This window comes from Pauljensenia sp. UMB1177 (assembly GCF_030217965.1).
In the GTDB taxonomy this organism is placed as follows: domain Bacteria; phylum Actinomycetota; class Actinomycetes; order Actinomycetales; family Actinomycetaceae; genus Pauljensenia; species Pauljensenia turicensis_A.
Map to the genome: position 1 here is coordinate 245,328 of NZ_JASOOV010000002.1, position 13,232 is coordinate 258,559.

12 protein-coding genes, 3 tRNA genes and 1 pseudogene are annotated in these 13,232 nt (G+C 57.1%); 14 read left to right on the forward strand and 2 right to left on the reverse strand.

Going from position 1 to position 13,232, the window contains the following annotated elements:
* The first annotated feature begins 83 nt into the window (after positions 1–83).
* From leuC to QP442_RS04310, 5 genes are all read left to right on the forward strand, one after another.
* Positions 84–1,484, forward strand: a complete 1,401-nt coding sequence (gene leuC / locus QP442_RS04290) for a 3-isopropylmalate dehydratase large subunit (protein ID WP_103631975.1) — start codon at positions 84–86, stop codon at positions 1,482–1,484.
* 24 nt (positions 1,485–1,508) lie between these two features.
* On the forward strand, positions 1,509–2,168 hold the full coding sequence (leuD, locus tag QP442_RS04295) for a 3-isopropylmalate dehydratase small subunit (protein WP_006681323.1): 660 nt from the start codon (positions 1,509–1,511) through the stop codon (positions 2,166–2,168).
* Positions 2,169–2,327: 159 nt separating this feature from the next.
* Entirely contained in the window at positions 2,328–3,650 is a 1,323-nt protein-coding gene (gene murA / locus QP442_RS04300; RefSeq protein ID WP_103631974.1) for a UDP-N-acetylglucosamine 1-carboxyvinyltransferase, read from the forward strand.
* Between the two features lie 8 nt (positions 3,651–3,658).
* Entirely contained in the window at positions 3,659–4,600 is a 942-nt protein-coding gene (locus QP442_RS04305) for a diacylglycerol/lipid kinase family protein (RefSeq protein ID WP_006681321.1), read from the forward strand.
* 130 nt (positions 4,601–4,730) lie between these two features.
* The gene (locus QP442_RS04310) at positions 4,731–5,510 is read left to right on the forward strand and encodes a lysophospholipid acyltransferase family protein (protein ID WP_285068046.1); all 780 of its coding nucleotides are present in this window, start codon (positions 4,731–4,733) and stop codon (positions 5,508–5,510) included.
* 65 nt (positions 5,511–5,575) lie between these two features.
* Here the strand turns inward: QP442_RS04310 and QP442_RS04315 are convergent, their stop codons facing one another.
* Positions 5,576–6,220, reverse strand: a complete 645-nt coding sequence (locus QP442_RS04315) for an AMIN-like domain-containing (lipo)protein (RefSeq protein WP_285069658.1) — start codon at positions 6,218–6,220, stop codon at positions 5,576–5,578.
* A gap of 50 nt (positions 6,221–6,270) precedes the next feature.
* Between QP442_RS04315 and QP442_RS04320 the strand changes: the two genes are divergently transcribed.
* The 5 genes and pseudogenes from QP442_RS04320 (at position 6,271) to QP442_RS04340 (ending at position 11,827) form a co-directional block, all read left to right on the forward strand.
* Entirely contained in the window at positions 6,271–7,302 is a 1,032-nt protein-coding gene (locus QP442_RS04320; protein ID WP_103631971.1) for an NAD(P)H-dependent glycerol-3-phosphate dehydrogenase, read from the forward strand.
* A 139-nt stretch (positions 7,303–7,441) separates the two neighbouring features.
* Complete coding sequence (locus QP442_RS04325) at positions 7,442–8,578, forward strand: D-alanine--D-alanine ligase family protein (RefSeq protein ID WP_285069659.1); 1,137 nt, start codon at positions 7,442–7,444, stop codon at positions 8,576–8,578.
* A 216-nt stretch (positions 8,579–8,794) separates the two neighbouring features.
* Complete coding sequence (locus QP442_RS04330) at positions 8,795–9,712, forward strand: ATP-grasp domain-containing protein (protein ID WP_040318568.1); 918 nt, start codon at positions 8,795–8,797, stop codon at positions 9,710–9,712.
* A gap of 363 nt (positions 9,713–10,075) precedes the next feature.
* A tRNA-His gene (locus QP442_RS04335) sits at positions 10,076–10,148 on the forward strand.
* Positions 10,149–10,768: 620 nt separating this feature from the next.
* Positions 10,769–11,827 (forward strand): annotated as a pseudogene (locus tag QP442_RS04340) (NAD(P)-dependent alcohol dehydrogenase).
* A 73-nt stretch (positions 11,828–11,900) separates the two neighbouring features.
* Here the strand turns inward: QP442_RS04340 and QP442_RS04345 are convergent.
* A tRNA-Pro gene (locus tag QP442_RS04345) sits at positions 11,901–11,974 on the reverse strand.
* A gap of 130 nt (positions 11,975–12,104) precedes the next feature.
* Between QP442_RS04345 and QP442_RS04350 the strand changes: the two genes are divergently transcribed.
* The 4 genes from QP442_RS04350 to QP442_RS04365 all read left to right on the forward strand — a co-directional run bounded on the left by QP442_RS04350 (position 12,105) and on the right by QP442_RS04365 (position 13,231).
* Positions 12,105–12,175, forward strand: a tRNA-Gly gene (locus QP442_RS04350).
* A gap of 183 nt (positions 12,176–12,358) precedes the next feature.
* Positions 12,359–12,595 carry a hypothetical protein gene (locus QP442_RS04355; protein WP_103631967.1) on the forward strand — a complete coding sequence of 79 codons (237 nt, stop codon included), beginning with the start codon at positions 12,359–12,361 and terminating at the stop codon, positions 12,593–12,595.
* 262 nt (positions 12,596–12,857) lie between these two features.
* The gene (locus QP442_RS04360) at positions 12,858–13,022 is read left to right on the forward strand and encodes a hypothetical protein (RefSeq protein WP_285068049.1); all 165 of its coding nucleotides are present in this window, start codon (positions 12,858–12,860) and stop codon (positions 13,020–13,022) included.
* Positions 13,019–13,231 (forward strand): helix-turn-helix transcriptional regulator, encoded by a 213-nt coding sequence (locus QP442_RS04365; protein ID WP_285069660.1) that lies wholly within the window; start codon positions 13,019–13,021, stop codon positions 13,229–13,231. The genes QP442_RS04360 and QP442_RS04365 overlap by 4 nt, the downstream gene beginning before the upstream one ends.
* Position 13,232: the final 1 nt, after the last annotated feature.

Genomic DNA, 13,232 nt, shown 5'->3' on the forward strand with positions numbered 1-13,232 from the left:
GCAAGCGAATAAGTCGCTCGGTGACCGTTTGCCTGTAAGTAAGCGCTGTTCAGGACTATTTTGAACGCACGCAAGGGGGAAACATGACCGGCACAATGGCCGAAAAGGTCTGGCAAGACCATATTGTGAAAAAGGGCGAAGGTGGCGCCCCTGACCTTCTTTACATTGACCTCCACCTTGTTCACGAAGTGACCAGTCCCCAGGCTTTCGAAGGGCTGCGCTTGGCAGGGCGAAAGGTTCGTCGTCCCGATCAGACGATCGCCACCGAGGATCACAATACCCCGACCCTCGATATCGACCTGCCGATCGCTGATGAGACCAGCCGTACACAGATTCACACTCTGCGTTCGAACGCTGAAGAGTTCGGTATTCGTCTGCACTCGCTGGGTGATGCCGACCAGGGCATCGTTCACGTTGTCGGCCCGCAACTGGGTATCACTCAGCCGGGTATGACAATTGTCTGCGGTGACTCGCACACCTCGACGCACGGTGCATTCGGCGCACTCGCATTCGGTATCGGTACCAGCCAGGTCGAACACGTTCTGGCAACCCAGACCCTGCCACTGGCTCCGTTCAAGACCATGGCAATCACCGTCAACGGTTCCCTGCCTGCAGGGTCGACTGCGAAGGACATCATCCTCGCTGTCATCGCAAAGATCGGCACCGGCGGTGGCCAGGGCTACGTTCTGGAATATCGAGGCCAAGCAATCCGCGAGCTGTCGATGGAAGGCCGCATGACGATCTGCAACATGTCGATTGAAGCGGGCGCCCGCGCCGGCATGGTTGCTCCCGACGAAACCACCTTCGAATACATCAAGGGCCGTCCGCACGCTCCCGAAGGGGAAGAGTGGGAACGCGCAGTCGAATACTGGAAGACTCTGCGATCCGACGATGATGCCGTCTTCGATAACGAGGTCATCCTCGAAGCCACCGATATTGAGCCATTTGTCACTTGGGGCACAAACCCCGGCCAGGGCGTGCCGCTCTCAGCCGCTGTCCCGAATCCGGATGATTTCACCGATGAGACTGGCAAGATGGCAGCCGAGCGTGCGCTTGAATACATGGGGCTCGAGGCGGGCACTCCGATGCGTGAAATCCCGATCGATACCGTCTTTCTCGGCTCGTGCACGAACGGTCGTATCGAAGATCTGCGTGCAGCGGCAGGGGTCATCAAGGGTCGTAAGAAGGCAGACAACCTGCGCATGCTGGTCGTGCCCGGCTCTGCTCGCGTGCGCCTGCAGGCTGAAGCTGAAGGACTGGACAAGATTTTCACCGACTTCGGCGCTGAATGGCGTAATGCCGGTTGCTCGATGTGCCTGGCAATGAACCCCGACAAGCTGAAGGAAGGGGAGCGTTCAGCATCCACCTCGAACCGTAACTTCGAAGGTCGCCAGGGTAAGGGTGGTCGCACCCACCTGGTTTCCCCGCTGGTTGCCGCTGCAACCGCGGTTCGAGGCACCCTGTCCAGCCCCGCTGATCTGTAAGAAACGAAGAAGGAGATAACACTCATGGAGAAGTTCACGACCCATACCGGTGTTGGTGTTCCGCTTCGTCGCTCGAACGTCGATACCGACCAGATCATTCCCGCCGTCTACTTGAAGCGCATTACTCGCAGTGGCTTCGAAGACGCTCTCTTCGCTGCTTGGCGTAACGATCCCGAGTTCATTTTGAACCAGGATGCGTACCGCTCTGGCTCTGTCCTGATTGCCGGCCCCGACTTCGGTACCGGTTCGTCGCGTGAACACGCGGTATGGGCGTTGAAGGACTACGGTTTTCGCGTCGTCCTGTCTGCCAAGTTTGCCGATATTTTCCGAGGCAATGCGGGCAAGCAGGGTCTTGTTGCTGGCGTGATCTCTCAAGAAGACTGTGAGTCCCTGTGGAAGATCCTCGAAAACGAGCCGGGCACCGAAGTCACTGTCTCGCTTGAAAACAAGACGGTGACCGCCGGTCCGGTCACCGCGTCCTTCCAGATTGATGACTACGTGCGCTGGTGCCTGATGGAGGGCCTCGACGATATTGCTCTCACTCTCCGCGACGAAGACGCAATCGACGCCTACGAAACCAGCCGTCCTTCTTTCAAGCCGAAGACGCTTCCGGCGAAGTATCTTCCGAAGGAAGAGGTCATTCCTGCTCGTCCTGTTGGGCTGGGAATGCCGTCCGCTCGCTGAACGAGTTCGGATCACTGAATACTTCGAAACTCGGTTTCATCTGAGTGTGTTGTGCCGTGAGTGAATCTGTGGGAGACGTGACTCTCCTTTGCAGACGCTCACGGCACGCCGTGCTTTAAAGTTGAGGCAGACTATTCATCTTTTTGAGGAGCCTGATTCATGCCCTCCGTGCTTCGCGTTGAAGGCGGTCACCCGCTAACCGGTGAAATCACTGTTCGTGGTGCCAAGAACTTCGTGCCCAAAGCGATGGTTGCGTCGCTTCTTGGTGAATCTCCGTCACAGCTGTCGAACGTGCCGTTGATTCGCGACGTTGATGTTGTGTCGGACCTGTTGCGCCTTCACGGCGTGACTGTTGATTTCGACCAAACAACCGGTGTGATGACGCTGGATCCGACGAACGTTCAGGTTGCGTCGCGCTCTGACATCGATTCCCTCGGCGGGGCTTCGCGCATCCCGATTCTGTTCTGCGGTCCGTTGTTGCACCAGCTCGGTGAAGCCTTCATCCCGGAACTGGGTGGGTGCAACATCGGTGGTCGCCCCATTGACTTCCACCTTGAAGGCCTGCGCAAGTTTGGCGCGAACGTCGATAAGCGTGTTGACGGCGTCCACATCACGAAGCCCGCAGAGGGCTTGCACGGTGCGGTTATTGAGCTTCCGTTCCCTTCAGTCGGTGCCACCGAGCAGACCCTTTTGACCGCTGTTCGTGCTGAAGGTATTACCACCTTGAAGGGGGCGGCGATCGAGCCTGAGATCATGGATCTCATTAACGTCCTGCAGAAGATGGGTGCCATCATCTCCGTCGATACGGATCGCACGATCCGCATCGAAGGCGTGCCCACGCTGAAGGGCTACCGCCATACCGCACTTCCTGACCGTATTGAGGCTGCATCATGGGCCGCCGCTGCGCTGGCAACCCGCGGTGATATTTATGTCCGTGGCGCACACCAGCCCGACATGACGACCTTCCTTAACACCTTCCGCAAGGTTGGTGGAGCGTTCAACATCGACTCTGACGGCATCCGCTTCTACCATCCCGGTGACGAACTGAAGTCGATTGCCCTTGAAACGGCCGTGCACCCGGGCTTTATGACCGACTGGCAACAGCCTCTTGTCGTTGCTTTGACTCAGGCTGAAGGCCTGTCCATCGTTCACGAAACCGTCTATGAGAACCGATTTGGGTTCACGAAGGCCCTGCGCAAGATGGGCGCAAATATTCAGGTCTACCGCGAGTGCTTGGGCGGAACACCGTGCCGTTTCGGCCAGCGTAACTTCTTCCACTCCGCTGTTATTTCCGGCCCCACTCCGCTGCATAGTGCGGACATCGAGGTTCCTGATCTGCGCGGTGGCTTCTCGCATCTGATTGCTGCGCTTGCCGCTCAGGGAACGTCTACGGTTGCTGGCATTGACGTGATTGCTCGAGGCTATGAGCACTTTACGAAGAAGCTGCACCAGCTGGATGCTCGCGTCGACTACGTGAAGTAAGCGAATCAATGACTGCGCACACTACGGCGGAGAGGCGATCAATCCATCTGCTGATTTCTTCTATGTCAGCCGGTGGTCGTTCAGTGAACGTCGGTCCCGAAGTTGTCCGCATTTTACGTGGCGGTGGTTGGGCGGTCCGAGTCAGCGTCACCAGAGCGTCGGATGACCCTTGTCAGATTGCGTCTGCAACAACCGAGGATGTGATTGGCGCCCTGGGTGGTGACGGTTTCATTTCGGCGATCGCACGAGGCGCCCACGAAGCTGGCACGTTGTTCGCGCCGATTCCTGGCGGACGAGGCAATGATCTTTGTCGAGCTCTTGGGATCAGCCCCGATGCGTCAGCTCGCGCGAAACAGTTGGCAGAACTGGGTTTTGTGAACGAAGAAAGCGACGAGCTATTTGCTTCGCGAATTCGTCCGATGGACGGAATGTGGGTGACCACCCCAGACGGAACTGTTCATTCCCTGGTTTTGGGCCTGGTCTCTTTGGGCTTGGATGCGAAGGCGAATCTATTGGCGAACGAGTCAATGTTTACGTCTGGTCCTATCGCATATGGCTATGGAGCGTTCGCTGCTCTCGCAACCCATCGCCCTTCCACCATTACGCTGAAGATTGATGGGCAAGAACGCGAGCTTACTGGGTGGATCACGTCCGTTTCTAACTCTGGACGATTGGGTGGTGGCGTTCGCCTTGTTCCTCAGTCCGATATGACGGACGGGATCATGGAACTGTGCCACGTTGAAGACATCCCGTTGTTGAAGGCTCTTCCGATCTTGGCGAAGGTTGTGGGTGGCCGCTCGCAGGGGCATGAGGTCATCCATGTGGAGCCGGCTTCGTCGATTGAAATTACCCAGCCCGTTGGCATGGTTGCCATGGCGGACGGCGATAAGGTGGCCGAGATTCCCTTCACCGTGACTTCGGCGCCGCACATCGTCGACGTTCTGGTCTGAGGAACGTAGTCGGCGTAAGGCGTGGCGGATCGCTCTTGCACCCATTCGCCGACCTTAGACGCAAAGGTGCAGGTGGACAGCACCCTGACATTCCGCGGTGAGTGCCTGTTCTCACGTTAGACTTCGATCCATGAGCACGAAGATCACTGGCGTCTACCGCTTCGCCCAGAACGTCCTGCGTCCGATCATGACACCGTGGGTGAAGATTGATGCGCAGGGTACCGAAAACATCCCGGAAAACGGCCCGTATTTGCTGATTGTGAACCATTTGTCAGCCGTTGATCCGCTGAGTCTCTGCTGGTTCTACATGAAGCGCAAGACGAAGATTCGTTTTCTGGCGAAGAAGTCGATGTTCTCTGTGCCGGTGATGGGCACAATTTTTGCGGGCATGGGGCTGATCCCCGTTGACCGCGAAGTGAATCCCGCTCAGTCTTTGGAAGCTGCCACCGAGGCTCTGAAAGACGGCGATATTGTCGCTATCTGGCCGGAAGGCACATTCACTCAAGACCCCGATCAATGGCCGATGTCGTTCAAGACGGGTGCTGCGCGCCTGGCGTTGGACACCGGTGTGTCGGTGGTTCCGATTGCCCAATGGGGTGCTCAATTCGTCAAGGGCCCATACTCGTCGAAGATTGATTTCCGCCCTGGGCGCACGATTCGCTACCAGATTATGCCTCCTGTTGACCTGTCGGATCTGATGAGTGACCAAGGGGCAGATAATCACGAGGCAGTTAAAGAAGCAACTTCGCGCATGCACACTGCGCTGACCAAGGGAGTGGCACAACTGCGCGGCCTTGAACCTCCGACTCGTATGTGGCAGGCGAAGACGAAGGCCGGCCCGTGGTGGGAAAAAGAAGGTAAGAAACTCGAAGAGAAGAAGGCGAAGAAGGCGAAGAAGGCAGGCAAATAGGCTGGGGGAGACAAGCTCTCCCGAGGCTCTCGCTCTGCTTGCTATTTCTGGATTAGCTCTGCTTGCTATTTCTGGATGTCGATTACTGCTCGAAGCGGATGTGTCAGGAAGCCGAGCTGGAAATTCCTCGCGTGATCCATACCGATCACGATGTGGGTCGAATCTTCAAAGGTTCCGTCTTCGCGTACGTCCAAGGGACCAACCCGCAGGTTTCGTGGCCCCTGATAATACTGCTCGAGTTGTCCGTCCATGATCGGCATTGATGTTCCGGTCAGGACGAAATCAAGATAGGCGACGCCTTCCACGTCCAATTCCTGTCCGCGTCCCTGTTCGATCGGCTTGTCGGCCCACGATTGGTAGTAGCCCAGGGTGGCCTCGCCGGTGAACTCAACGACAATGCGATAGAAAGTGTCGTGTTCGCCAACACGCATATCGTGGAAGATCGCGGGGGTTTTACCAGGTTGAGACGGGGCGTCTTCCAACTCGTTGACCCAAGCGTCGCCGTTAATTGGCTGCGTGCCCTGTTCTTGTGCGTCAGGGCCAGCTTCTGGGGTGGCATCACCCGACTGGCCTGACTGGCCAGATTGTGAGGGCATCGGTTGTGGTGTCGATCCATCACTCATAGTGTCGTCGACTTGAGGTGCGCACGCGCCCAAGATCACACCGCAGGATGCCAGCAGGGCAACGCCAATCACACGCTTACGAGACATCATTGAATCTTCACCGCCATAATTGTCGAGGTGCTAGTAGGGTCTCACATATGAGTAAGGAACGTGTGTTTACGCGCGCGGCGGTTTTAGGTACCGGCGCTTGGGGTACTACTTTTGCGCAGATTCTTGCGGATGCTGGGCTCAATGTAACAATGTGGGGTCGTAAAGCTACCACGGTTGACTTCATCAACTCGGGTGAGAACGCGACCTATCTTCCCGGTATTGAACTGTCGGATCAGATCAGTGCGTCGACCTCTATCGAAGAGGTTGTGACCGGCGCTCAACTGATCGTTATCGCTGTGCCGGTTGCCGGTGTGCGTTCGACTCTGGAGGCTGCGCGCCCATGCTTGAGTGATGATGTTGCGATCGTGTCTCTTGCGAAGGGCTTGGAGCTTGTCAGTCATCTGCGCGTCGACGAGATTATCGAACAAGCCTCGGGACTAGGCCAAGATCGTATTGCTATCATTTCCGGGCCGAACCTGTCGCGCGAAATCGCCGAGCATCAGCCGACGGCCACAGTCGTTGCCTCAACGAACCAGCAGTTGGCTATCGATATTGCGAAGGCGTGTCACACCTCGTACTTTAGGCCGTATGTCTCGACGGACGTTATTGGCTGTGAGATCGCGGGCGCGACGAAGAATGTCATTGCCGTGGCTATTGGCGCTGCAGAGGGGATGGGGCTGGGGCTCAATACCCGCGCGACTCTCATTACACGAGGTCTTGCTGAGATGACTCGCCTGGGTCAAGCGCTTGGGGGAGACCCCGCCACCTTTGCTGGACTCGCCGGTATTGGTGATCTGATGGCAACCTGTTCGTCGCGCCTGTCACGTAACTTCTCCTTGGGTCATCGTATGGGTACGGGCTTGAGTTTGGACGAGGCCCTCGCGTTGTCACCTGGCGTTGTTGAAGGCGTGCGTTCTGCCGAGCCGATCCTTGCCGTCGCTGATTCGCTGGGCATCGATATGCCGATCAGCGCAGCCGTTCTAGCCGTTGTCAGCGGTGACGCCACGATCGAACAGATGGGGCAGATGCTCCTTGCGCGCCCGCAGAAGATGGATGGCTGGGAGATCTCTCTACTCTGAGGTTCCTATTCGCGCCCTTGTTCGGGCGGTGTTCACGCGTAGCGTGAAAATATGCCGAACGCGGCTTCGGCAATGCGAGTAAACGGGCACACCGCCACCGCGTAGTCGAACGGGCGCGCGGTGGCGATACTCTTAACGCATGACTGAAACTGAAAAGCGTCGCGTCCTCATCGTTTTTGGTGGACGCTCAGGTGAACACGAGGTTTCGTGTGCGACAGCGGCCGGAATTCTGCGCGCAATTGATCGCGAGAAGTGGGATGTTCTGCCCGTCGGTATTACTCACGATGGGGAATGGGTGCGCGTAGCCGATGACCCTTCGGCGTTGGAATTCAAAGACGGACACGGCCAGAGCGTGACGGCCGGCGCCTCGCGCGTTGTTCTTGCTCCCGGTTCTGGGTCGTTGCTTGACGTCACCTACGAAGGCGATCCCTCGGCTTTAGATTCTCATGTCTCCGGCGTTGAAGACCTTGGACATGTTGACGTTGTCCTGCCTCTGTTGCACGGACCCTACGGCGAAGACGGCACCATCCAGGGCCTCTTCGAGATGGCGAACGTCCGCTACGTCGGATGCGGCGTCACCTCCAGCGCAATCTCTATGGACAAGCACCTGACGAAGACCGTGCTTGCCGCAGCCGGAATCGACGTGGGGCAGTGGGAACTCATCACCGCTCTTCAATGGGCAGAAGACCCCAAGGCATGCACCGACCGCGTGAGCGCACTTGGATACCCTGTGTTCGTGAAGCCCTGTCGCGCAGGCTCCTCCATCGGTATCACCAAAGTCGATTCCGCGGGCGAGCTTGCAGTCGCCATGAAGGAAGCGCAAAACGCTGACCCGCGCGTCATCGTCGAAGCCGGAATCGTTGGACGCGAAATCGAATGCGGCGTCCTCGGATCCGCCACGGGACACCCGCGCACCGCGCCCCTCGGCGAAATCGAGGTCCCCGAAGGCGAGTTCTACGACTACGAACTCAAATACGTCGACACCGAAGCCATCGGCCTCGTGTGTCCGGCAAACGTGGGGCCCGAATTCGAAAAGAAGATCCGCGACACGGCTGCCCGCGCGTTCGACGCTTTGGAATGCGAAGGTCTGGCACGTGTCGACTTCTTCCACAATGAAGAAACCGGATCCGTCATCATCAACGAAGTGAATACCATGCCCGGATTCACGCCGATCTCCATGTTCCCGCAAATGTGGGCAAAGGGAGGACTCGACTACACCAGCTTGATTGACACACTTCTTGAAGAAGCGCTCGATCGGGAACTCGGATTGCGATAAGTGTCGAACCGATAATGACAACGGGAAGGGGCGTACCCAGATTTGAGTACGCCCCTCCTTGATCTTAGGCGCGAGTGTGCCCCGCCCCTGTAGTGGTGAGACGGTTTCTAAGTGGAGGCGGCCTCGTCGCTGAGCGAACAAACGACCACTGTGGCGTGCGCTGGCTCTCAGGACTTAACTCCCACAAGCATGCGCCGATTCGGTATCTTTGGAACTATGACGACCAAGCCCAAAGTCACGCTGGTGACATCATCTGCAATGCCGAACCTCTACCACGGTGAGGAAGGGTTGCTGGATGCTCTCGCGGAACGCGGATGCGACCCCCACATTAAAGTCTGGAACGACCCGGACGTGGACTGGAACGAAGCCGGAATGGTTATCGTTCGTTCGGTCAGCGACTACCCGTTGCAACGCGACACCTTCCTCGAATGGACCAAGAAGGTTCCGCGAATCCTGAACCACCCCGACATTCTCGAGTGGAACACGCATAAGACCTACCTGCGCTCGCTGGCGAAGCGCGGTCTGCCCACCATTCCCACCACTTGGCTGGAACCTGAGCAGAATCTGTCGAAGCACCAGATCCACACACGATTCCCGGCCTCTGGTGAGTTCATTGTCAAGCCCGCCGTTTCGTCCGGCGTGCGTGATATCGGCCGATACACCACTCTTTCCACCCCGCAGCGTCAAGCCGCCATCGCGCAGGTCCAGCAGTTGTTGGGCGAGGGACGTGCGGTCATGGTTCAGCGCTACCTTGAAGAAATCGACACCAACGGTGAGATTTCGCTGGTGTTCTTCAATGGTCTGGTCTCGCACGCTGTTGTGAAGCGTGCGCAGCTGCACCCCGCATCCGTCACCGACCCGAGCATGCACGAAGCAGTCGTTACCGCTCAGGCAGCCGACTCTGTCGCATGGCAGTGGGGCGAAGAAATCCGCCGTAACCTGCACGCATACGTGAAGGAACGCATTGGACGCGACGAACAGTTCCTGTTCAACCGCGTGGACCTGGTGCCGGACGGTAAGGGCTCGTTCCTGGTCATGGAAGTGTCTTTGGTTGACGCTGACCTGTACCTGGGGGCGACGCCGGAAGCGCTCGGAAACTTTGCTGACGCAATCTCGGTGCGTGCGCACTGGTGAGCATCTCGCTTGAGTGAGGACGCCGCGAAGGCCTGAACTAGCCCCCGGCAGTTGGTGAACTAGCCCCCGGAAGTTGGACTGGTTTAATTCTAGGTGGTTAGGGTCTCAAGGGTCTGATTCCGATATTGCATCGGTGCCTGGCTGAGTCTTTTCTGTTCCCACGTGCACTTGGTGCGACGAATGTGGGTTTAAAAGCTCGGTTTTGTCGCGTTGGGTGCGGTTGGTGACGTGGCGCCTTGCTTGGTGTGGCTTTGCGCTTGTTGGGGGCGACGTGGCGAATGACACGCGCTAGTACCCAGTACGATTTTCATTTGAGGTGACTTATTTGCTAGAGTTTTCTCCGTTGCGCTAAGCGCTTCAATGGTGGCTGTAGTTCAGTTGGTAGAGCACCTGGTTGTGGTCCAGGACGTCGCGGGTTCGAGTCCCGTCAGCCACCCAGATGAATCCCGGAACCTTGCGGTTCCGGGATTTTGTTTTCGTAAGGAGTTTCCTACGCTGACGGGGGCATAAGGGGAATAAGGGGTGCTCCGCGAATGCCTGAGGACTACAGTGGTATTTTTCCTACGAGGAACTGGAGGGGAAATGATGACCGTTGAGGTCGCTCGTGATCGTGGCTGGTGGATCGCTCATTTAACGTACGCTGGGCAGACCTACCACACGCAGGGTCACACGCTCCGCGAATTGCGAGAAATGATTGATGATCTTTTCTCGTTTGTGTGTGAAGACGAAGGCAAACCTGGTTCAGCCACCGCGACCTTCAGATTACGGTTGGTGCCGCTTCGTCGCTGGTAAGGCGACGAGCTACGAGGATCCCCAGAGCGCTCAGCGGAAATGCTTCGTGATATTCGCGCCAAATAGGCGTTGAGCCCTCATCAGGGGTGCGATCTCGTGCATCGTGGAATGATCCACTTATGGCAACTGAATCCACCCACGTCCACCGTGCTCATGCCGCCAGCAACTTCATCACCGTCGTCGGCGTGCGCGAATTGCACCCAACGCGGATAATGAAACGATGCCGATAATCGGCGAACCCACCTCACAATCTTTGGAGGCATCATGCCCGACGTTCTCGCCTACGCGTGCGACGACACCGCCAGCATTTTCCACAAAACCACCATTCACCTGCGCGAACCCGGCCCCGGCAAAATCTACTTCGAGGTCAAGTACGCCGGCGTCTGCCACTCCGACATTCACAGCGCCAGGGGCGAGTGAGGCCCGAAGAAGTACCCTCTGGTCCCCGGCCACGAGATCGCCGGCATCGTCGCCAAAGTCGGCGAAGGCGTCACGAAGTACAAGGTCGGCGACAAGGTCGGCGTCGGTTGCCTGACCAACTCGTGTGGCACGTGTGAAATGTGCACCTCGGGCTACGAACAGTTCTGTACGGGGGACGAGGCCGGCCTTCCAGGAGCGCTCTGGACCTATGGTTTGGATGCCGATGGAAATCCGACTGCCGGAGGTTACTCCCAGGGCTTCACGGTGTCGGAAAACTTTGCGTGCCGCATCCCGGATGAAATCCCGTTTGAGGCAGCGGCTCCGTTGCTGTGCGCGGGTATTACGACGTATTCGCCACTGAAGCGTTTCGGAGCTGGCCCCGGCAAGAAGGTCGCAATTGTGGGCATGGGCGGACTGGGGCACATGGCGGTCCAGATTGCGGCAGCCATGGGTGCCGAGGTCTCCGTGATCTCGCACGGTCGTTCGAAGGAAGAAGATGCGCGTCGGTTCGGCGCAACGCACTTCTACGCCACCAGTGAAGAGGGGACAGTCGCCTCGCTTGCTTCCAGCTTTGATCTGATTATCTGCACCGTCAGTGCCGCGAACCTTGATTACGCGGGGCTGATTGCAACACTGCGTCCGCTCGGTTCCTTCGTGAACGTCGGCCTGCCCGAGACGCCGCTGACCCTGCCGTGGCGTGCGGTCATTGGCGGTAACCGAATCGTTGCTGGTTCCAACATTGGTGGCATCCCCGAAACGCAGGAAATGTTGGACTTCTGTGGCGAGCATGGAATCGCCCCGCAGGTTCAGATCATCAGTGGCGAAGACATCACCGAGGCCTACAACAACGTTGTCGACTCCAAGGTGCGCTACCGCTACGTGATCGATACGGCAACGTTCTGAAATACGTTGCTTCATGAGCATTGAAGTGAAAGAGGCCGTGACCTTTATGCGGGTCACGGCCTCTTTTTGGCTGTCGGGGTGACAGGATTTGAACCTGCGACATCCTGCTCCCAAAGCAGGCGCGCTACCAAGCTGCGCCACACCCCGAAACACACGCAACGGCGTTTGAGGGCGCCGAAGCGAAATGCTACATGGAAGATCATAAGGCCTAGAGGGTTAAATTTCGCAATCGACGTGAAAACCCGCTACTATCGACCATGCGCGCTTTGATGCGTCTGCGGATGTAGCTCAATGGTAGAGCCTCTGCCTTCCAAGCAGATCACGCGGGTTCGATTCCCGTCATCCGCTCTGATAACCCCCGGTTCTCGTTGAAAATCGGGGGTTTTTGTTGCTATCACGCCGTTTGTGGTGGGGTGGTGCGGGTGAGAGTGAAAGCCGTTTAGATACCTGAAATTGGTATCATGCTGGTATCAAGCCCGTCTGATACCAAGAGCCGCTGAAATTGATACCAGGCGCAAACAATGAGCTGAAATGCCACATTTACCGCGTGGAATCGAGGAATACCGAGGAAAATATCGCGTTCGCTTCAGTTTTGAAGGCAAACGATATCTAATCGGCTCGTATTCCAATCTGAAAGACGCCCAAAACGCGATGGCGATTGCGAAGTCAGAGATGGTTTGTGGGGTGTATATCACACCTGCTGAGCGCCGTAAGCGTCAGAAGGAAGCTGAGGAAGCCGAATGTGCGGAAGCTGGGGGAGAGTTTTAAGTTCTAGTCATTTTCTTGCTTTGTATCCTCTTTCCACCTGTCAACACTTTACTAGTGTGGTATTATGGGGGTGTAGGAAGGAGGTGAAGGAAACGGATTTCGTAGGAATTACTGGGAATTCTCTTCGGGATCGCTGAAATCATCAAGGCAAGCGCCAAGGTGATCACAGCATCGAGGAGCAAGTGCAAATGAGACCGATGGTCCGGAGATGTCACTAGCAACTCCGGGCCACCGGCCCCTACGAAAAATTCCACCACACAATATGAACAACATCAAGGACATCCTGATCTTGCTCGCCCTCGTATGCATCATTGTCTGGCTTGCCGTCGAAGGCTATACGGTCTACGCAGCAATCGCAGGCACGTTGCTTGTCGTCGCAGGGGTCATCTACCTGATTGCATTCATCATGGGAAGGAATAAGAAATGACAGACCAGACACCCGTCTATCTGTCTCGCTCTGACCTTGCCCGCCGTATCGGCGTACAAGTAGGCACTCTAGGGCGCTACACGCTTCCAGAGCCCGACGTGTACATCGGACTCGAAGGCAGGCGCACAATGGGCTGGAAAGCAGAAACAATCGACGAGTGGAACGCTCGCCGCCCAGGACGCGGCAACTGGTCAAAGCCAACCAATTGAT

What these genes read in the sequence shown, in the direction of transcription:
- QP442_RS04315 (WP_285069658.1), bottom strand. Translation starts at nt 6,220, where the DNA reads ATGTCTCGTAAGCGTGTGATTGGCGTTGCCCTGCTGGCATCCTGCGGT.
- QP442_RS04360 (WP_285068049.1), top strand. Translation starts at nt 12,858, where the DNA reads ATGAACAACATCAAGGACATCCTGATCTTGCTCGCCCTCGTATGCATC.
- QP442_RS04320 (WP_103631971.1), top strand. Translation starts at nt 6,271, where the DNA reads ATGAGTAAGGAACGTGTGTTTACGCGCGCGGCGGTTTTAGGTACCGGC.
- QP442_RS04365 (WP_285069660.1), top strand. Translation starts at nt 13,019, where the DNA reads ATGACAGACCAGACACCCGTCTATCTGTCTCGCTCTGACCTTGCCCGC.
- leuC (WP_103631975.1), top strand. Translation starts at nt 84, where the DNA reads ATGACCGGCACAATGGCCGAAAAGGTCTGGCAAGACCATATTGTGAAA.
- murA (WP_103631974.1), top strand. Translation starts at nt 2,328, where the DNA reads ATGCCCTCCGTGCTTCGCGTTGAAGGCGGTCACCCGCTAACCGGTGAA.
- QP442_RS04325 (WP_285069659.1), top strand. Translation starts at nt 7,442, where the DNA reads ATGACTGAAACTGAAAAGCGTCGCGTCCTCATCGTTTTTGGTGGACGC.
- leuD (WP_006681323.1), top strand. Translation starts at nt 1,509, where the DNA reads ATGGAGAAGTTCACGACCCATACCGGTGTTGGTGTTCCGCTTCGTCGC.
- QP442_RS04355 (WP_103631967.1), top strand. Translation starts at nt 12,359, where the DNA reads ATGCCACATTTACCGCGTGGAATCGAGGAATACCGAGGAAAATATCGC.
- QP442_RS04310 (WP_285068046.1), top strand. Translation starts at nt 4,731, where the DNA reads ATGAGCACGAAGATCACTGGCGTCTACCGCTTCGCCCAGAACGTCCTG.
- QP442_RS04330 (WP_040318568.1), top strand. Translation starts at nt 8,795, where the DNA reads ATGACGACCAAGCCCAAAGTCACGCTGGTGACATCATCTGCAATGCCG.
- QP442_RS04305 (WP_006681321.1), top strand. Translation starts at nt 3,659, where the DNA reads ATGACTGCGCACACTACGGCGGAGAGGCGATCAATCCATCTGCTGATT.